This is a genomic window from Sphingobium sp. SG1 (assembly GCF_057063145.1).
Window position 1 is genome coordinate 293598 of sequence record NZ_JBVVOJ010000004.1, and the last position, 19799, is coordinate 313396.

Genomic DNA, 19799 nt, shown 5'->3' on the forward strand with positions numbered 1-19799 from the left:
GCCCGCATGCCACGCCTTGTCGCTCGGAAAAGCCGTTTGACCTCACCTGTCCGGCTCGCAATGATCCGCGCCATCCACGCGGGGGGTGCCAAGGGGGTGGCCTTCGCGACAAGACAGACCCGCGATCTGCGGGCATTCCAGTGGAGGCTATCTTGCATAGACGCGACTTCCTGGCCTTTGGCACCATGGGTGTCGGCGGGCTCGTCCTGCCGTCCTTTTTCGGCAAGGTCATTGCAGCAGAGGATCTGAACAGCGCGCTCGACGTCGGCTTCAAGAAGGGGCTGGCCGACGCCGCGATGAACGCGGCCAAGAGCGCCGGTGCCAGCTATTGCGACGTGCGCGTCGGCCGCTATCTGCGCCAGTTCGTCATCACCCGCGAAAAGAATGTCGAGAATATCGTCAACACCGAATCCACCGGTGTCGGCATCCGCGTTCTGGCCAATGGCGCCTGGGGCTTCGCCGCCACCAATGAACTGAGCAAGGAAGCGGTGGCCAAGGCTGCGCAGCAGGCGGTCGCCATCGCCAAGGCCAATGCGCCGCAGCAGAGCGCCCCGGTCCAGCTCGCCCCGGTCAAGGGCGCGGGCGAGGTCAGCTGGAAGACGCCGATCGTCAAGAACAGCATGGCCGTGCCGATCAAGGACAAGGTCGAGCTGCTGATGGGCGTGAACGCCGCCGCGATGGAAGCGGGCGCCGACTTCGTCAATTCGATCCTGTTCCTGGTCAATGAGCAGAAATATTTCGCCAGCACCGATGGCAGCTATATCGATCAGGATGTCCACCGCATCTGGGCGCCGATGACGGTCACCGCGGTCGACAAGACCAGCGGCAAGTTCCGCACGCGCGAGGGCCTGTCCTCGCCGATGGGCCTGGGCTTCGAATATCTCGACGGCGCGGCCAGCGGCAAGACCGTGCTGCCCAATGGCGTCACCGTCTATGGCAACAGCTATGACATGAAGGAAGACGCGATCGCCGCCGCCAAGCAGGCGCGCGCGAAGCTCAAGGCGCCGTCGGTCAAGCCGGGCAAATATGACCTGGTGCTTGACCCGTCGCACACCTGGCTCACCATCCACGAATCCGTCGGCCATCCGCTCGAACTGGACCGCGTGCTGGGCTATGAAGCCAATTATGCCGGCACCAGCTTCGCCACGATGGACAAGCTGCAGGCCCATTTCCAATATGGCAGCGACAAGGTGAACATCGTCGCCGACAAGGTCCAGCCCGGCAGCCTGGGCGCCGTCGCCTATGATGACGAGGGCGTGAAGACCAAGAAGTGGGATCTGATCCGCGATGGCAAGCTGGTCGGCTATCAGGCGATCCGTGACCAGGCCCATATCGAGGGCAAGAAGGAATCGGATGGCTGTGCCTATGCCGACAGCTGGTCCAATGTGCAGTTCCAGCGCATGGCCAATGTCAGCCTGGAACCGGGCAAGACCAAGCAGAGCGTGGCGGACATGATTTCCGGTGTCGAGGATGGCATCTACATCATTGGCGACGGCAGCTTCTCGATCGACCAGCAGCGCTACAACGCCCAGTTTGGCGGCCAGCTCTTCTACGAGATCAAGAACGGCAAGATCACCCAGCAGATCGAGGATGTCGCCTACCAGATCCGCACCCCGGAATTCTGGAATGCCTGTGTCGGCGTCTGCGACCAGAGCGATTATCGTCTGGGCGGCTCCTTCTTCGACGGCAAGGGCCAGCCGGCCCAGGTCTCCGCCGTGTCGCACGGGTCTTCGACCGCGCGCTTCAACGGTATCAACGTCATCAACACCGCGCGTTCGCTCGGCTGATCGCTTAGGGAGACAGAAAAATGAGCATCCTTACCGAAGCGCAGGCCAAGGCCATCCTGACCAAGGTCGTCGCCCTGTCGAAGGCCGACGAATGCACCGCGCAACTGACCGGAAAGATCCAGGGCAATATCCGTTTCGCCCGCAACGACGTGTCGACCGCGGGCCTTACCGACGATATCGAGTTGGCGGTCCAGGTCGCCTATGGCAAGAAGGTCGGCACCGCCACCATCAACCAGTTTGACGACGCCTCGCTGGAACGCGTGGTGCGCCGGGCCGAAACGCTGGCCAATCTGGCCCCGGACAATCCGGAATTCATGCCGGCGGTGGACAGGCAGGCCTACAAGGCCAGCCCGACCTTCGCCCAGTCGACCGCCGACATCACGCCGGAATATCGCGCCCAGGTGGCATCGACCTCGATCAGCGCCTGCAAGTCGCAGAAGCTGATCGCGGCCGGCTATCTGGAGGATAATCAGAGCTTCGTCGCGATCGCCAACAGCAAGGGCAATTTCGGCTATCAGCGCTCGACCATGCTGGATTATACTTGCACCGTCCGCACCGAGGATGGCCGGGGTTCCGGCTGGGTCGGCACCGACACCCAGGACGCCACCCGCTTCAAGGCGGACAGCGACATCCAGATCGCGATGCGCAAGGCATCGGCATCGTCCGAGGCCAAGGCGCTGGAGCCGGGCAAATATACCGTGATCCTGGAACCGATGGCGGCCGCAGGCCTGATCGGCTTCATGTTCTACTTCTTCGGCGCGCGCGAGGCGGACGAGGGCCGCAGCTTCCTGTCGAAGAAGGGCGGCGGCAACAAGCTGGGCGAACAGGTGTTCGGGCCGCAGGTCAATTTCTACACCGACCCGTGGGATCCGGTCGCGCCCTGCCTGCCCTGGGACGAGGATGGCCTCGCCCGCCAGCGTGTCGACATGGTCAAGGATGGCAAGGTCACCAACCTCAATTACAGCCGCTACTGGGCGAGCAAGCAGGGCAAGCCTGCGATCGGCCAGATGGGCAATATCCTGATGACCGGCGGCACCAAGACCACCGCCGATCTGGTCCGTTCGACCGAGCGCGGCGTGCTCGTCACCCGCACCTGGTATATCCGCATGGTCGACCCGCAGACCGTGCTGCTGACCGGCCTGACCCGCGACGGCACCTTCTATGTCGAGAATGGTCAGATCAAATATCCGATCAAGAATTTCCGGTTCAACGAGAGCCCGGTGATCATGCTCAACAATGTCGAAGAGCTGGGTCGCCCGGTCCGCGTGCCGCCGGACGAAGTGTCGATGAACATCGTCGTGCCGCCGATGAAACTGCGCGACTTCACCTTCACCTCGCTGTCGGACGCGGTGTGACGGTTTGAGCTGTGCATGATCCTCCCCTGTGAAGGGGAGGGGGACCATTGCGAAGCAATGGTGGAGGGGTGTCACCCTATCGATAGCGGGACACCCCTCCGTCTGGCTTCGCCAGCCACCTCCCCTTCTAGGGGAGGATCATGCAAATCCCTATGTGATTGGATGTGATGACACGCGGCGAGTTTCTTCGGCTGATGGCGGGCGGTCTGGCTGGCGCAATGCTGGCCCGTCCCCTTGCCGCCGCGGGAGGCTATGATTTCTGGTTCACGCGGTTGCGCTATGACTCGGGCGACTGGGATGTCGACCAGCGCATGCCGTCCAACCTCATCACCTCGCTGATCGATTATACGACGCTGCGGGTCGATCCGAAGGAGCATGTCATCGCCCTTTCGGACCCGAAGATGCTGACCGCGCCCTTCTGCTACATGGCGGGGCACAAGCTGGTCGAATTTTCGGAGGCCGAGCGGCGCAATTTCGAGCGCTATGTCCGCAATGGCGGCTTCGTCCTGGTGGATGATTGCAACCATGACATAGACGGCCTGTTCGCCCGCTCGTTCGAGGCGCAGATGGCCAAGATTTTCGGCCCCAAAGGCTTGAAGATGCTGCCAAAGACCCATCCGGTCTATCGCAGCTTCTTCAAGTTCGACGGGCCGCCCAATACCGGGCTGGAACTGAATGGCTGGGGCGATGATCTGGTCCATGATTATCTCAAGGGCATAGAGGTCAATGGCCGCCTGGGCGTTCTCTACAGCAACAAGGATTATGGCTGCGAGTGGGACTATGACTGGCGCAACAAGCGCTTCCTGGCCGAGGATAATACCAAGTTCGCGGTCAATATCGTGATGTATGCGCTGTCGTCGTGACGGCGGCCGTCCGCCGCCTTTTTTTCGTCATTCCCGCGAAAGCGGGAATCCACCTCCCAACCTCGCACTCGTGGAGAGCGTCGGAGATGGATCCCCGCCTTCGCGGGGATGACGGCAATTGCTAGGAACTATCATGACCGATATCAGCGAAGCGGAAATCCAGCAGAAACTGGCGCGCCTGGGCGAATTGCGCGCGGCGATCGGCCAGGCGATCGTGGGGCAGGGGGCGGTGGTCGAACAATTGCTGATTGGCCTGCTCGCCGGCGGCCATTGCCTGCTCGAAGGGGTGCCGGGCCTCGGCAAGACATTGCTCGTCCGCTCGCTCGGCGAGGCGCTCAAGCTCGACTTCCGCCGGGTACAGTTCACCCCCGACCTGATGCCCAGCGACATTCTCGGCACCGAATTGCTGGAGGAGGATCATGGCACTGGCCATCGCAGCTTCCGCTTCCAGAAGGGGCCGGTCTTCACCAACCTGCTGCTGGCCGACGAACTCAACCGCACCCCGCCCAAGACCCAGGCGGCGCTGCTGGAGGCGATGCAGGAACGCACCGTCAGCTATGGCGGCACCACCTATCAGCTGCCATCGCCCTTTTTCGTGCTGGCGACGCAGAACCCGCTGGAACAGGCCGGCACCTATCCGCTGCCCGAGGCACAGCTGGACCGCTTCCTCCTCCATATCCGCGTCGACTATCCGACCGAGCAGGAAGAGCATGACATTCTCGCCCAGACCACCGGGGCCAAGCCGGGCGCGGTGCCGGCGGTGATGCAGGGCGAGGAGGTGCTGGCGCTGCAGAAGCTGGTGCGCGACGTGCATTTCGGTGAGGATCTGCTGCGCTGGGTGACGCGCATCGTGCGCGCCAGCCGTCCGGGCGAAGGCGTGCCGGACGATATCCGCAAATATGTGAAATGGGGCGCGGGACCGCGCGCGGGCCAGTCGCTGATCCTGGCGGCCAAGGCACGCGCCTTGCTCCAGGGCCGTCTGGCGGCGACGCGCGAGGATATCGTTGCGCTGGCCGGGCCAGTGATGCGCCACCGCCTGCTGCTGTCCTTCGCCGCCGAAGCCGAAGGGAAGAGCGCCGACGATGTCGTCGCCGCGCTCGTCCGCGCCGTGCCGCTCGGCTGATCCGGACGCGCAATCATGGCCGATTTCATTCCCCCAGATGTGCGCAGCCGGCTCAAAAGCCTGCGCCTGCTCACGCGCCGGGCGGTGGGATCGCATGGCCTGGGCCTCCATCACAGCCATAGCCGGGGCGCGGGCCTCGAGTTCGCGCAATATCGCGCCTATGAGCCGGGCGACGAGTTGCGCCAGATCGACTGGAAGCTCTATGCCCGGTCGGACAAATTCTTCGTCCGCGAGGCGGAACGGGAAAGCCCGGTCGCAGTCTGGATATTGACCGATGCCAGCGCCTCGATGGCGCAGAGCGATGCGGTGCGCCCCGACTATAGCCGGCTGGATACGGCCAAGGGGATCGCCGCCAGCATCGCCGAACTGGCGATGCAGCAGGGGGATCGCTTCGGCTGGATGGTGCTGTCCGACACCGGGCTGCGCCTATTGCCGCCCGCCACCGGCCTGCGCCAGCGCGACCGGCTATTGCTCGACATGCTGCCGCTGCGGGCCGAAGGGGGCTTTGCTACCGAAGCGCAATTGGTACCGGTCTGGGAACGGATCGGCGCGCATGATCTGGTGATCCTGCTCAGCGACTGTTTCGAGCCGGGCGCGATCGAACTGGTCGAGAAATTGTCAGCCGCCGGGCGCGAGGTTCTGGTGATCGAAATGCTGACCGTGGGCGAGCGGGATTTTCCGTTCGACGGCGGCTATCGCTTTCGTGACCCGGAGACGGGCGAGGAACTGCTGGGCGACGGCGCCGCGCTGCGCGCCGAATTTCTGCGCCGCTTCGGCGAGGCGCGCGCGGAGTTGCATGCCCGGCTGGATGCGGTCGGCATCCGCCGCGCGACCCATGTGCTGGACGAGCCGATCGACCTGCCGCTGCGCCGCCTGTTCGGCGCCCATGACGCGGCCGAATATTCATGACGCCCGCCTTGCTGCTCCCCGCCGCGCTGGCCGGCCTGCTGGCGCTGCTGATCCCGCTTGCGATCCATATCGCCCGGCGCAGCGAGCAATTGCCGACCGATTTCGCCGCGCTACGCTGGCTGCGGCAGAAGCCCAAGCCCCGTTCCCGCCTGCGCTTTGACGAATGGCTGCTGCTCGCCCTGCGCCTCGCGCTGCTGGCGATGGTCGTGCTGTGGCTCGCCCATCCGGTGCTGTTCGGGGCGGCGAGCAAGCAGCCCTATGTCGCGCTGACGCCCGGCGTCGATCCGGCGGCGGTGGATGACAAGGCGCTGGCCGAGGGCATGGCACATTGGCTGGCGCCCGGCTATCCCCGCGTCGAAGCGCGCAAGCCGCTTGCTACCGACGCCATCCCGCTCGCCAGTCTGGTGCGCCAGTTGGACGCCGAACTGCCACGGGGCGCGCCGCTCACCATCATCGTGCCGCAGATGATCCAGGGCGCCGATGCGGAGCGGCCGCGCCTGTCGCGCAAGGTCGACTGGCGCCTCGTCCCCGGCGAAATGCCGGCGGGCAAGCCGGTGCCAGTGCAGGTGCCGTCGATCTCCATCCGCGCCGATGGCGCTCATGCCGCCGGAGTGCGTTACCTCAATGCCGCTGCACTTGCCTGGCAACCCGCAGGCAAGCCGGCCGATGTCGACAGCGGCCCGCTCAACGCCGCACTGCCGCCGTCGGACAAGATCTTGTTCTGGATGAGCGCTGGCACTTTGCCGGAAGCGCTGCAACGCTGGATCGCGCAGGGCGGACAGGCGATCGTCGCATCCGATGCGCTGCTGCCCCAACGCACGACGCCCGAGCCCCTGTGGCAGGATGATCTTGCCCGGCCGCTGGTGGAGGTCATGCCGATCGGCAAGGGCCGCCTGCTCCGCTTCACCCGCCCATTACAGCCGGCACAGATGCCACAATTGCTGGAGGCCGACTTCCCCGCCCGCCTGCGCGCGCTGATCCAGCCGCCCAGCATGGCGCCCCAGCGTGCCGATGCCGCCGCCTATGCGCCACTCACCGGTGGACGCGCCTATCCGCAACCGCCGGCCGAGCTACAGCCCTGGCTGGCGCTGCTGATCGCGGCGCTGCTGCTGGTCGAACGCTGGTTCGCCACCAGCCGCAAGCGGGCGATCGCACCATGAGCGCCGACGCCCTGCTCTCCACCTGGCTGACGCCCAGCCGCCGGCGCGTGCGCCTTGATACGCTGCTGCTCGGCTTGCCGGTCCTGCTGCTGGCGAGCGCGCTGGTCTGGCGTTTCGCCGGACTGGTGCCGGCCGCCATCCTGCTGCTGCTCGGCGCTGGCCTGCTTGGCGCCCTCGCCATCCGCCGCGCCCAGCGCTTCGATCAGCGCTGGTTGGTCCGCCGTCTCGATGCCCGCCGCGTCGATCTGGAGGATAGCAGCGGGCTGCTGTTCGCCGATCCGCAGGGCTTGGGGCCGCTGCAACGGCTGCAACGCAGCCGGCTCGACCAGCGGCTGGGGCAGGGCATGCCGGACGAACTGGCGCCGGACTGGTCGCGCCGCATGATTATCGCACTCTGGGCCGTGGCTTTGCTCGGCATCGCCGCTCTCCTGCTCTGGCCCCGTGGCAGCGACAAACCCGTCGTGCTGGCGCCCGCCGCCGAGGGCATAGCCGCAAGGCCCGGCATTCCGCGCCTTGTCGCCCAGAATCTGCGAATCATCCCGCCCGCCTACACCGGCCTGCCGCTGCGCGACGAGGCGAAGCTCGATGCGCGCGCGCCGCTCGGGTCACGGCTCGAATGGACCTTCCGCTTCGATCCGCAGGCAAGTGCGCCGGCGCTGTTGCCACTGGGTGACGCTGCCGTGGCGCTGCGCCGCGATGGCGATCACTGGATCGCCAGCCGCATGCTCGACGCCTCGTTCCTCTATCGCGTCGATCCGGCATCCGGGCGCGGGCCACTGCCGCCGCTGCACCGGATCGACGGCGTGGCCGATGCGCCGCCGCAGGTGAAGCTGATCGCGCCCGCCGCCAGCCTCAACATGGTGACTCCCGGCCAGCGCAGTTGGACGCCGGTCTTCGCCGCGACCGACGATTATGGCGTCGCCGCCACCGCCCGGCTGCGCATCACCCTGGCGATCGGCGATGGCGAGAATATCCGCTTCACCGAGCGCGAGATCGCCGTGTCCGGCTCCGGCCCGGCGCGCGATCGGCGCTTTGCCCCGCGCCTCGATTTCGGCGCACTCGGCTTTTCGGCCGGCGGCGACATGGTGGTGCAGATCATCGTTCGCGACAATCGCGCGCCGTCGCCACAGGAGGTGCGCGGCCCCAGCGTCATCCTGCGCTGGCCTGCGGCCAAGGCGCCGGAAAGCGGCGGCCTGCAGGGCATGGTCAACACCACTTTGCCGGCCTATTTCCGCAGCCAGCGCCAGATCATCATCGATGCCGAGGCGCTGCTGAAGCGCAAGCGCAGCCTGTCGGCCGACAAATATCTGTCGCAATCCAACGGCATCGGTAATGACCAGAAAATCCTGCGCGGCCGCTACAGCCAGTTCCTGGGCGGCGAGAGCGAAGGCGAACCCAGCCTGCCGACCGCCGATGCGGATGGCCATAGCGAGGGTGACGGCCATGATCATGGTCCGCCGGTCGCGGCGCCCAATGTCTTTGGCGAGAAGGAGGATGTGCTCGCCGAATTCGGCCATCCGCACGATGAATCGCCCGCCTCCAGCCTGGACCCGGAAACCCGCGCGATCCTGAAACAGGCGGTGGATGAGATGTGGCAGTCGGAAATGCAATTGAAGCAAGGCCGGCCGGACCTGGCCTTGCCCTATGCCTACAAGGCGCTGCGCTTCATCAAGGAAGTGCAGCAGGCGACCCGCATCTTCCTGTCGCGCGTCGGCCCGGAACTGCCGCCGATCGACCCCGCCCGGCGTATGACCGGCAAGCGCGAGGGGATTGCCGGCCATTTCGAGCCGCTGGTCGCGGTCGAGGGCGATGATGGCCCGGCTGCAGCCGCCTGGCGTGGGCTGGCGCAGGGACCGGTGTCGCTCGGCGCGCTGGAGGGCTGGGCGCGGACCAATGCCGCGCGCCTGCCCGATCCGCTGGCGCTGAGCGGCGCGATCGATGCCGTGCGGCGCGATCCGGCCTGCGCCGCCTGTCGCGACAAGCTGCGCGCGCAATTGTGGATGGCGATGGAGCGGCCGCAGGGTGGCGTGGCGCGGCGCCGCCCGGCCGATGCAGCCGGCGCCCGTTATCTCGGCGCGATCGGGGGGCGTCCATGAACATACAGCTCATCACCGCGCTGCTCCTTGGCGCGGCCGTGCTGGTCGGCTGGGCAAGGCTGCTGCTGCGGCAGCGTTCGGCGGGCGATCTGGGCGCCCGGCCCTGGCGCCTCGCGACACTGTTGCTGCTCCAGCCGGTCGTCGCGCTGCTCCTTTATTTCGGCCTCTTCCCACCCGCGCTGCCGGTGGCAGGCGGCACGCTGACCGTCGCCACCCAGGGCAGTTGGCGCTTGGCCCCGGCCGGTAAGGGCGCGCATCTGGTCGCGCTGCCCGAAGCGCCGGATGTGGCGGGCGCGCAGGCGGTGCCCGATCTGGCGACCGTATTGCGTCGCTATCCCGACACGCGCCGCCTCGTCATCCTGGGGCAGGGCCTCGTCGCCCGCGATCGCGATGCGGCTAAGGGGCTTGCGATCGACTATACGCCGCCGGCCGCCGCCGCAGGACTGGTCGCGCTAGCCCGGCCTGACCGGATCGCGCCGGGCGCAACCTTCGCCGTCGGCGGACAGGTGGCCGGCCTGCCCAAGGCACAGGTCGAACTGCTCGATCCCGCCGGGCGCGTTACCGATGCCGCCCCGGTGGATGGCGATGGCCGCTTCAGCCTGACCGGGACCGCCCGAGCCGCCGGCACCGCTGAATTCACCCTGCGCCTGCGCCGGGCCGATGGCGGGCTGGTCGAACAGGCGGTGGTGCCATTGCTGGTCGAGGGCGATGCCGCGCCGCGCTTGCTGATCCTCGCCGGGGCGCCGGGGCCGGAGGTCAAATATCTGCGCCGCTGGGCGACCGACGCCGGCTATGCCGTCACCGTCAATATGAGCGCGGGCGGCGGCATCGCGCTGGGCGACGCACCGGTGGCGATCAACGCCACCAGCCTGCGCCGCTATGACCTGCTGGTCGTCGATGATCGCGCCTGGTCCGGCCTGGGTGGCGGACGGGGCGCGGTGCTGCAGGCGGTGCGCGGCGGCATGGGCCTGATCCTGCGCGGCGGCGGCCCGGCCGATGGCGCGCTGCGCGGCCAGTGGCGCGCGCTGGGTTTCGATCTGTCCGGCGGCAATGGCGTCGCGCCGATCGCCCTGCCGGCGCCGCTGGCCGCCGATCGCGCCCGCACCCGTGCCGGCATCGGCAGCGCCGACATACCTGCGGACCTCAATATCGGCGACGATCTTCTGCCCGAAGCGATCCGCATGGATGGCGTGCCGGCCGGCGGCGATGTGGTCCCACTGGTGCAGGATGCCGCGGGCACAGCACTCGCCGCCTGGCGCGCGCTGGGCGCGGGGCGTGTCGCAGTCTGGACCGGCCTCGACAGTTTTGGCCTGGTGCTGAGCGGCCGGGGCGATCTTTACGGCGACTGGTGGGGGCGGATGATGTCCGCGGTCGTGCGCCCGGCACCGGGGTCTGTTGCCGCCTTCACCGGCCCGGCGTGGGTCGGCGAGCGGATCAGCCTGTGCGGCCTGAAGCCCGGTGCCAGTGTCGATGGCGCGCCCTTGGCGATCGATCCGACGACTGGCGATTGCGCCGCCTGGTGGCCCGATCGGGCAGGATGGCATCAGGTGCGCCGGACGGATGGCGCATCCACAGCCTTCTACATCTACCCCGCCAATGCCCTGCCGGCCCTGCGCATCGCGCAGATGCATCAGGCCATGACCCTGTTGCAGGGCGCCGATCAGAAGACGGATTCTGCCACTGCCGCGCGCTCCGTTCCCGGCCCGTCCTGGCCTTGGCTCATCGGCTGGCTGATCGCCAGTGCCCTGCTCTGGTGGTTTGAGCGATCCCGGATCGGCCGCACGGTGACCCCGCAGGCCTAACCCGTGCCCAGCATCACCGGCCGCAGCCTTTCGCTCGTCGCCACGAGCCAGCCGACAAACTGGTCGATCCGGGCAATGCCACGCAGGTCGCGAGGCACCACCAGCCAGAAGCTGCGCTGGATATCGACCGCCTCGGGCAGGACGCGGACCAGTCCCGGCATGGCGTCGCCGATGAAGCAGGGCAATATGCCGCAGCCCGCGCCGCTGGCGATGATCTCCGCCTGGGCATTGATGCTGCTCGACCGGATCGCCGGTTCCAGCCGGGCATCGACCTCCGCCAGATAGCGCAGTTCGGGTGCATAGATCTGATCGGGGACATAGCCGACCAGCACATGGCGCAGCAGGTCGCCCTTGGCCTTCAACGGCGGCGCACTCTCCAGATAGGCGGGCGTGGCATAAAGCCCCAGATGATAGTCGGTCAGCTTGCGGGTGATCAGCGGGCCGGTCTTGGGCCGGGCCAGCATCACCGCGATGTCCGCCTCGCGCCGCGAGGGGTTGAGGAAGCCGCTCGACGCCACCAGGTCGATCTCGATCCGTGGATGCTCGGCGGTGAAGCTGCGCAGATGCGGCGCGATCACCCGGCTGCCAAAGCCTTCCGATGCGCTCAGGCGGATCGTCCCCGCCATCTGCGCGCCGGCTGCGCTGCCGCTCCGCTGCACGCCGAGCGCCGCCGCCTCCATCCGTTCGGCCTGTTCCAGCAGGCGGGTGCCATGGTCGGTCAGCACATGGCCGGCCGGCGTATGCTCGAACAGGCGTTGCTCCAGCGCCTGCTCCAGCCGCTTGATCCGCCGCGAGATGGTGGTGGCGTCCATCCTGGTCATCGCCGCCGCCGCGCTCAATCGCTCGGTACGTGCCACCGCCAGGAACAGGCGCAGGTCGTCCCAGTTCATGTATGCGGCATTTTTGCAGGGTGGATATGCATATCCGTCAGCTTGCCTGCATTTCTGATATCCTGCAAGGCGGGGTGAAAGCATCGTGCGGAAAAGTGGGAACCGGTTTTCCGCTTCAAACGATGCGACAAAAGAAGTTGGAGCGCGCGACTTGCGTCAGGGTGATCGCAGCGCGCTCCAAACTATATTGGAGAGGATGGGCCATGCGTATCATCGATCATGTCATCAGCGGTCATTCGGCAGGTGATGGCGGCCGCACCAGCGACGTCTTCGACCCCAATAATGGCGGTGTGCAGGCGCAGTTGCGCCTCGGCACCCAGGCCGACCTGGACGCCGCCATGGCCGCCGCACTTGCCGCCCAGCCGGCCTGGGCCGCGACCAACCCGCAACGCCGCGCCCGTGTCATGTTCGCGTTCAAGACGCTGGTCGAACAGAATATGGACGAGCTTGCCCATCTACTCAGTTCCGAACATGGCAAGGTGATCGCCGACTCAAAGGGCGATATCCAGCGCGGGCTGGAGGTGATCGAGTTCGCCTGCGGTATCCCCCATGTGCTCAAGGGCGAATATACCCAGGGCGCCGGCCCCGGCATCGACGTCTATTCGATGCGCCAGCCGCTCGGCGTGGTCGCCGGCATCACCCCGTTCAATTTCCCGGCGATGATCCCGATGTGGATGTTCGGCGTCGCCATCGCCTGCGGCAATGCCTTCATCCTCAAGCCCAGCGAGCGCGACCCCAGCGTCCCCGTGCGCCTGGCCGAACTGATGCGGGAGGCGGGCCTGCCCGACGGCGTGTTGCAGGTCGTCCATGGCGACAAGGAAATGGTCGACGCGATCCTGGATCATCCCGAGATCAGGGCGGTCAGCTTCGTCGGCTCCTCCGACATCGCTCATTATGTCTATCGCCGTGGCGTCGAGGCGGGCAAGCGCGTCCAGGCGATGGGCGGCGCCAAGAATCATGGCATCGTCATGCCGGACGCCGATCTCGACCAGGTGGTGAATGACCTCGCCGGCGCGGCCTTCGGTTCGGCGGGCGAGCGCTGCATGGCGCTGCCGGTGGTGGTGCCGGTGGGCGAGGCGACGGCGATCGCGTTGCGCGAGAAGCTGATCCCGGCGATCGACGCGCTGCGGGTCGGCGTCTCGACCGATGCCGACGCCCATTATGGCCCGGTCGTCACCGCCGCGCACAAGGCGAAGATCGAGTCCTATATCCAGATGGGCGTCGATGAAGGCGCCGAACTGGTGGTCGACGGCCGCGGCTTCACGCTGCAGGGCCATGAACAGGGCTTCTTCGTCGGCCCGACCCTGTTCGACCGGGTGACGCCGCAGATGCGCAGCTATCAGGAAGAGATTTTCGGCCCCGTGCTCCAGATGGTGCGTGCCGACAGCTTCGAGGATGCGCTGCGTCTGCCGAGCGACCACCAATATGGCAATGGCGTCGCCATCTTCACCCGAAACGGCCATGCCGCGCGCGAATTTGCCGCGCGGGTCAATGTCGGCATGGTCGGCATCAATGTGCCGATCCCGGTGCCGGTCGCCTATCACACGTTCGGCGGCTGGAAGCGCAGCGCCTTTGGCGACACCAACCAGCATGGCATGGAAGGGGTGAAATTCTTCACCAAGGTGAAGACTGTCACCCAGCGCTGGCCCGACGGCGGCGCCACCGGCGACAGCGCCTTCGTCATCCCGACCATGGGGTGAGGGGAAGCGGGGAGGCGATGAAGCCTCCCCGGACAGGACGCGGCAGGTTGACGCTGCATGTCCCCGTCGCGCTAATGGGTGCCGGACCAAGTCCGGCATGACGAATGAAAAAGATGAGACAAACCCCATGACCCAGTTCGAGCTCACCGACGAGCAGCGCGCCGTGCAGGAACTGGCGCAGCGCTTCACCGCCGATGCGATCACGCCCCATGCGGCCAAGTGGGACGAGGAGCATCATTTCCCCCGCGACACCATCCGCCAGGCGGCCGAACTGGGCTTCGGCGCCATCTATGTGTCGGAAGAGAGCGGCGGCATCGGTCTTGGCCGGCTTGAATCCGCGCTCATCATGGAGGCGATGGCCTATGGCTGTCCCTCCACCTCGGCCTTTATCTCGATCCACAATATGGCCGCCTGGATGATCGACCGCTTCGGCGACGATGCGGTGAAGGAGCGCTATCTCCCGTCGCTCGTCACCTGCGAGACGATCGCTTCCTATTGCCTCACCGAACCGTCTGCCGGCTCCGATGCGGCGTCACTGCGCACCCGCGCGGTGCGGGATGGCGACCATTATGTCGTCACCGGTTCCAAGGCGTTCATTTCGGGCGGCGGCGAAAATGACATCTATGTCGTGATGGTCCGCACCGGCGAGGATGGCCCCAAGGGCATCAGCTGCTTGGTGATCGAAAAGGACATGGAAGGCGTAAGCTTCGGCGCGCAGGAACGCAAGCTCGGCTGGCATTCGCAGCCGACCGCCCAGGTCAATTTCGACGGCGTCCGCGTGCCGGTGGCCAACCGGGTCGGCGCGGAGGGGCAGGGCTTCGCCATTGCCATGGCCGGGCTTGATGGGGGCCGTCTCAATATCGGCGCCTGCTCGCTCGGTGGCGCCCAGCGCGCGCTGGACGAGGCGCTCGGCTATACCCGCGAGCGGCGTCAGTTCGATCGCGCCATTGCCGATTTCCAGAATACCCAATTCACCCTGGCCGATATGGAGACCGAGCTTCAGGCCGCCCGCGCGCTGCTCTATCTCGCCGCCGCCAAGGTAAGCGAGGGCGCGCCCGACAAGACCAAATTCGCCGCCATGGCCAAGCGCTTCGCGACCGATACCGGATCGGCCGTGGCCGACCGCGCGCTGCAACTCCATGGCGGCTACGGCTATCTGATGGACTATCCGGTCGAGCGCATATGGCGCGACCTGCGGGTCCACCGCATCCTGGAGGGCACGAACGAGATCATGCGCATGATCACCGCCCGCGAACTGCTCAAGGCCTGAAGGGGATGACCATGACCGACGATGTTCTGATTGCGGTGGAGAGCGGCGTCGGCCGCCTGCGGTTGAACCGGCCCAAGGCGATCCATGCGCTGACCCGCGCCATGTGCGCGACCATGACCGACGCGCTGCTCGCCTGGCAGGATGATCCGGCGATCCGCGCGGTGATGATCGACCATGCCGAAGGACGCGGCTTCTGTGCCGGCGGCGACATCCGCCTGATCGCGGAAAGCGCGGCCGGCGACAATCTGGCGGCACGCGATTTCTTCGCGACCGAATATCGCCTGAACCATCTGCTCTTCACCTATGGGAAGCCGGTGATCGCCTTCATGGACGGCATCACCATGGGCGGCGGCGTCGGCATTGCGCAGCCGGCGCGCTATCGCGTCGCGACCGAACGCACCGTCTATGCCATGCCGGAAACCGGCATCGGCCTGTTCCCCGATGTCGGCGGCGGCTGGTATCTCTCGCGCTTGCCGGGTCGGTCGGGCCGCTATCTTGCCGTCACCGGCGCACGGATCGACGGGGCGGACGCGATCGCGCTCGGCCTTGCCACCGACTATCTGCCGAGCGACCGGCTGGAGGAAACGAAGGCCGCGATCATCGCCGATCCCTCCGATATCGGCGCGCTACTGGCGCGTTTCGCCGTCACCCCGCCCGACAGCCATTTCGCTGCCCGCTTGCCGGACATCGACCGGTTGTTCGCCAGCGACCGGCTGGAGGATATCTATGCCGCGTTGCGCGCCGACGGATCGGACTGGGCGCAGGCGCAGCTCACCGCGCTCGACACCAAATCGCCCCAGACGATGAAGGTCGCGCTGCGGCAATTGGCGCAGGCCAGCCGCCTGACCCGCTTCGTCGACAATATGGCGATGGAATATGATCTGGCCTGCCGCATCATCGCCCGGCCCGACATTGTCGAAGGGGTGCGCGCGCTGATCGTCGACAAGGATAATCAGCCGCGCTGGAACCCGCCAACGGTGGAGGCGGTGACCGACCAGCTGGTCGACGCGATCTTCGCGCCGCTGCCCGAAGGCGAGCGCTGGACCCCGCTGCCGCAAGCAGCGGTCGAAGCCTGATAGAATAAAAGGAGAGGATGGACATGAGCAGCATCGGCTTCATCGGCCTGGGCAATATGGGCGGCGGCATGGCCGCCAATCTGGTGAAGGCGGGCCACACTGTCACCGCCTTCGACCTGTCCGAAGCCGCGCTGGCCCGCGCCGAGGCGGCCGGTTGCACCCGCGCCGCGTCTGCCGCGGAAGCGGTTAAAGGTGTCAATGCCGTTGTCACCATGCTGCCCGCCGGCAAGCATGTCCGCGCCGTCTATGGCGAACAATTGCTGGGCGCGGTCGGGCCCGACACGCTGCTGATCGACTGTTCGACCATCGACGTCGCCTCCGCCCGCGCTGTAATCGAACAGGCGGCCGAACATGGCCTCGTCATGGTCGATGCGCCGGTGTCGGGCGGCATTGCCGCTGCCAATGGCGGTACCTTGACCTTCATGGTCGGCGGCGAAGATACCGCCTTCGCGCGCGCCGAACCGATCTTGCAGGCGATGGGCAAGGCGGTGATCCATGCCGGTGCAGCCGGGGCGGGGCAGGCGGCGAAGATCGTCAACAACATGCTGCTGGGCGCCACCATGGTCGCCACCTGTGAGGCCTTCGCCCTCGCCGAAAAACTGGGCCTCGATCTCCAGACCTTCTTCGACATCTCGTCCAAGGCGTCGGGGCAGAGCTGGTCGATGACCAGCTATTGCCCGGTGCCCGGCGTCGGTCCGGAAACGCCGGCCGACCGCGATTATGAGGGCGGTTTCGCCAATGCGCTGATGCTCAAGGATCTGAAGCTCGCGGTGGAGGCCGCCCATGGCGTCGACGCCAGCGTGCCGATGGGTACGGCGGCGGAATCGCTTTATCAGGCGCTGGTTAACACCGGCGCGGGGGCCAAGGATTTCTCGTCCATGGTTCGCTTCCTCAAGGGGGTGGCGGCCTGACCTTGAAGGTCGGAACGGCGCGGGCCATCGGCCCGCGCCATCGCGCTCAATTATTGACGAAGGTCAGCGTCGCGATGTTGTAGAGTGTCGCCACCTTGGCGCCGCGCAGGCTGAGGTCGCCCTTTTCCTCCTGCGTCGCGGTCAGGATATAGCGGCCCTTTTCCTTGATCGGCAGGGTCACGCGGCCCTGGGCGTCGGTGACGAAGCCCTTCGACCATTTGTCGGGCGAGATCGCGGTCACCTTGACCCCGGCAAGCGGTTTGCCGTCGCGGACCAGCGTGAAGCTGTTGGCGCCCGCAGCGGTCGGCACGATTTCCAGCGGCATACCGGCCTTGGCCTCGCTGCGGCCGGCGCGCGCATAATAGATCACGCCTTCCTTCTTGCCTTCTTCGCCCCAGGGATCGAACACGCTGTCGTCGATCACGCGCACGTCGCCGGCAGGCACGGCGACTTCGATATAGCCGGCCTTGCGCACCTGCGCGGCGGAGGATGCGGGCACCAGCTTGGGTGCCTTCAGCTTCTCGAACTCGGGATCGCCACCCTCGGGCAGCGGATCGCCCGGTTCGCCCAGATAGATGCGCGCCGGGCCGGCGCCGTCACGCTCGACCCACACTTCATGCGCCTGCGCCATTGCGGGCAGGCAGGCGATCGCCAGCAGCGCACTAGTCCATTTCAGCATAGTCTCTCTCCTCAGAAACGGAAGCCGACCGTGCCCATGACGTTGCGCGGCGCGCCCATGAAGCAGTCGCCACGCGCCAGGCAGGACGCGTAGAATTTCTTGTTGAGCAGGTTGGTCGCATTGAGCGCGAAGCGCCAGTCCTGCCAGGTGATTTCCGCCAGCGCGTCGACGGTGGTGCGCGACGGCGTGACGATTGACCAGATCGCGCTGGTCGACACGCTCTTGCCGCTATAGACGACGCCGCCGCCCAGGCGCAGCTGCGCCTCGTCTGCCAGGCCGAAGGTCTTGGTGGACCAGAGCGACGCGGTGTGGCGCGGCATATAGTCGAGGCTGGTGTTGGTTTCCGACTTCAGCTTCGAATAGCCATAATTGGCCAGCAGTTCGAAATTGCCGGGCAGGGTATGGCTCGCTTCGATCTCGAAGCCCTTGGTGTTGAGCACGCCCGACTGTTCGGTGCCGCCCGCCGCGAGATAGAGGACGCGGTTGCGCTCCTTGATCTTGAACACGGTGGCGGTGACCAGGGTGCTGGGGGCGGGCTGCCACTTCACGCCGGCTTCATATTGGGTGCCGGTCTGCGGCTTGTAGGCATCGCCATAGCTGCCATCGCCATTGTCGATCCGGCCGGCGACCGGCAGGAAGCTTTCAGTATAGCTGAAGAAGGGCGAGATGCCGGCGCCGATTTCGCCGATGATGCCGGCGCGGAAGGTGGTGGCATTGTCCTTCTGGCCCGAAGAACCAGTCACGCGATCGCGGCGGGCGCCCAGCACGACCGATACCCGGTCATAGAAGCGGATCTGGTCCTGGACATAGACGCCCAGCTGCTTCTGGCTGTCGCTGGTGAAGGGGCCAGTCGGATCATAGGTCGCCAGCGCATCATAATCGATGTCGTAAAGGTCGACCAGTTCATAGCCGCCGGCATAACGCTTGGACACCTTGTTCCAGCTATAGTCGATGCCGACCAGCAGCTTGTGCTCGATATTGGCGCCGGTGTTGAAATTGAACTGGACGTTGTTGTCGGTCGAAAAGACGTTCATCCGCGCGTCGCTGGCATCGGCCGTCAGCGCGATGGTGCGCCCGTCGGTGCCATAGACCGAGAAGGGATCCTGCGGGTTGGTATAGCTGTCGGCATAATGGGTGTTATATTCGAGGTCGCTGTCGATATAGCGCGCCTTGAGGCTGAGCTTCACATTGTCGGAGAAGCGGTGGGTGATCGAGCCGCCACCCTGCAGCGACCGGCCATCATAGCGATCCCAGCCGGCCTTGCCGACGAAGGTGTAGCGATCCAGCTGCTCGCCTGCGACATTGTTGGGCATGAAGGTGCCGACGATCGGCAGGAACTGCGACGTCGAACCGGTATCATCCTCCTGATAGAGGCCGGTCAGCACGATGTCGGTATCGGGCGTCGGCTGCCAGCGGATCGAGGGCGCGAACATCACGCGGTCGTCGGGGACATGGTCGACATAGGTGTCGGCGTCGCGGACGCGGCCGACGAAGCGCACAGCCAGATTGTCGGCCAGCGCGACATTCACGTCGCCCATCGCTTCCTTGCGGTCATAGCTGCCATAGACGAGGTTGAGTTCGCCGCGCGTGGTGAAATCGGGCGTCTTGCTGACCAGGTTGACCAGGCCGCCGATCGACCCCTGGCCGAACAGCACCGATGCCGGGCCGCGCAGGATTTCCACGCGCGAGAAATTATAGGGGTCCGACGTGATCGACGCATAATAGCTGAAGATGTCGCGCATGCCGTCGCGGAACTGCAGCGCGTCCAGGCCACGCACGTTGAAGCCGTCGACACGGGTATCGCGGCCATAGGGGTTGGCCAGCACGCCGGCGGCATATTTCACCGTGTCGCTGATGCTGATCGCACCCTGCGACAGATATTGTTCGGACGTGATGACCTTGATCGGCTGGGGCAGTTCGACCAGCGCGGTGTCGGTCTTGGACCCGGTGGTTGCGGCGGTGACAACGATGCTGTCTTCGTCAGTGCGGGGGGCGTCCGCGGCGGCCGCCTCTGCCGACCAGGCGGTGCCATGGCACAGCGCGATCAGGGCCGCGCCGCTCAATGCGATGAACTTCTTCATATGGGATCCCCCGTGACTCGTTTATGGGGCGCCCATAGCGATATTGATATTCGTTCGCAATTCTGTTGACTTGCATTTGCGAAAGGCATGTTGCGCA

General features: G+C 66.1%; 15 protein-coding genes. 12 read left to right on the forward strand and 3 right to left on the reverse strand.

Annotation, left to right across the window (positions count from 1 at the left end; genetic code table 11):
* Positions 1-152: 152 nt before the first annotated feature.
* The 8 genes from AC0KVN_RS12005 to AC0KVN_RS12040 all read left to right on the forward strand — a co-directional run bounded on the left by AC0KVN_RS12005 (position 153) and on the right by AC0KVN_RS12040 (position 11095).
* Positions 153-1787: a TldD/PmbA family protein gene (locus AC0KVN_RS12005; protein ID WP_010335920.1), complete on the forward strand. Its 1635-nt coding sequence runs from the start codon at positions 153-155 to the stop codon at positions 1785-1787.
* Between the two features lie 20 nt (positions 1788-1807).
* The gene (locus AC0KVN_RS12010; RefSeq protein ID WP_374552031.1) at positions 1808-3142 is read left to right on the forward strand and encodes a TldD/PmbA family protein; all 1335 of its coding nucleotides are present in this window, start codon (positions 1808-1810) and stop codon (positions 3140-3142) included.
* 167 nt (positions 3143-3309) lie between these two features.
* Entirely contained in the window at positions 3310-4005 is a 696-nt protein-coding gene (locus AC0KVN_RS12015) for a DUF4159 domain-containing protein (RefSeq protein ID WP_122928828.1), read from the forward strand.
* A gap of 133 nt (positions 4006-4138) precedes the next feature.
* The gene (locus tag AC0KVN_RS12020) at positions 4139-5128 is read left to right on the forward strand and encodes an AAA family ATPase (protein WP_435567067.1); all 990 of its coding nucleotides are present in this window, start codon (positions 4139-4141) and stop codon (positions 5126-5128) included.
* 15 nt (positions 5129-5143) lie between these two features.
* The gene (locus AC0KVN_RS12025) at positions 5144-6037 is read left to right on the forward strand and encodes a DUF58 domain-containing protein (RefSeq protein WP_435567068.1); all 894 of its coding nucleotides are present in this window, start codon (positions 5144-5146) and stop codon (positions 6035-6037) included.
* Positions 6034-7197 (forward strand): BatA domain-containing protein, encoded by a 1164-nt coding sequence (locus AC0KVN_RS12030; RefSeq protein WP_435567069.1) that lies wholly within the window; start codon positions 6034-6036, stop codon positions 7195-7197. The genes AC0KVN_RS12025 and AC0KVN_RS12030 overlap by 4 nt, the downstream gene beginning before the upstream one ends.
* Positions 7194-9293: a DUF4175 domain-containing protein gene (locus AC0KVN_RS12035; protein WP_435567070.1), complete on the forward strand. Its 2100-nt coding sequence runs from the start codon at positions 7194-7196 to the stop codon at positions 9291-9293. The genes AC0KVN_RS12030 and AC0KVN_RS12035 overlap by 4 nt, the downstream gene beginning before the upstream one ends.
* Positions 9290-11095, forward strand: a complete 1806-nt coding sequence (locus AC0KVN_RS12040; RefSeq protein ID WP_435567071.1) for a carboxypeptidase regulatory-like domain-containing protein — start codon at positions 9290-9292, stop codon at positions 11093-11095. Before AC0KVN_RS12035 ends, AC0KVN_RS12040 begins: the two co-directional genes overlap by 4 nt.
* On the opposite strand, the gene AC0KVN_RS12045 is transcribed toward AC0KVN_RS12040, so the two are convergent.
* Positions 11092-11985, reverse strand: coding sequence for a LysR family transcriptional regulator (locus AC0KVN_RS12045; RefSeq protein ID WP_435567072.1), 894 nt, complete (start codon positions 11983-11985; stop codon positions 11092-11094). The genes AC0KVN_RS12040 and AC0KVN_RS12045 overlap by 4 nt on opposite strands.
* Positions 11986-12188: 203 nt before the next feature.
* Between AC0KVN_RS12045 and AC0KVN_RS12050 the strand changes: the two genes are divergently transcribed.
* From AC0KVN_RS12050 to mmsB, 4 genes are all read left to right on the forward strand, one after another.
* Positions 12189-13685 (forward strand): CoA-acylating methylmalonate-semialdehyde dehydrogenase, encoded by a 1497-nt coding sequence (locus tag AC0KVN_RS12050; protein WP_303761555.1) that lies wholly within the window; start codon positions 12189-12191, stop codon positions 13683-13685.
* A 127-nt stretch (positions 13686-13812) separates the two neighbouring features.
* Positions 13813-14955 carry an acyl-CoA dehydrogenase family protein gene (locus AC0KVN_RS12055; protein WP_435567073.1) on the forward strand — a complete coding sequence of 381 codons (1143 nt, stop codon included), beginning with the start codon at positions 13813-13815 and terminating at the stop codon, positions 14953-14955.
* An 11-nt stretch (positions 14956-14966) separates the two neighbouring features.
* Positions 14967-16031, forward strand: a complete 1065-nt coding sequence (locus AC0KVN_RS12060; protein ID WP_435567074.1) for an enoyl-CoA hydratase/isomerase family protein — start codon at positions 14967-14969, stop codon at positions 16029-16031.
* 23 nt (positions 16032-16054) lie between these two features.
* A complete protein-coding gene (gene mmsB, locus AC0KVN_RS12065) occupies positions 16055-16942 on the forward strand; it encodes a 3-hydroxyisobutyrate dehydrogenase (protein ID WP_435567075.1) in 888 nt (295 codons plus the stop codon).
* A 46-nt stretch (positions 16943-16988) separates the two neighbouring features.
* Here mmsB and AC0KVN_RS12070 read toward each other — a convergent pair whose 3' ends face one another.
* Both AC0KVN_RS12070 and AC0KVN_RS12075 read right to left on the reverse strand, forming a co-directional pair.
* Positions 16989-17621 (reverse strand): DUF4198 domain-containing protein, encoded by a 633-nt coding sequence (locus AC0KVN_RS12070; protein WP_010337688.1) that lies wholly within the window; start codon positions 17619-17621, stop codon positions 16989-16991.
* An 11-nt stretch (positions 17622-17632) separates the two neighbouring features.
* A complete protein-coding gene (locus AC0KVN_RS12075) occupies positions 17633-19702 on the reverse strand; it encodes a TonB-dependent siderophore receptor (RefSeq protein WP_004208437.1) in 2070 nt (689 codons plus the stop codon).
* Between the last annotated feature and the right edge of the window lie 97 nt (positions 19703-19799).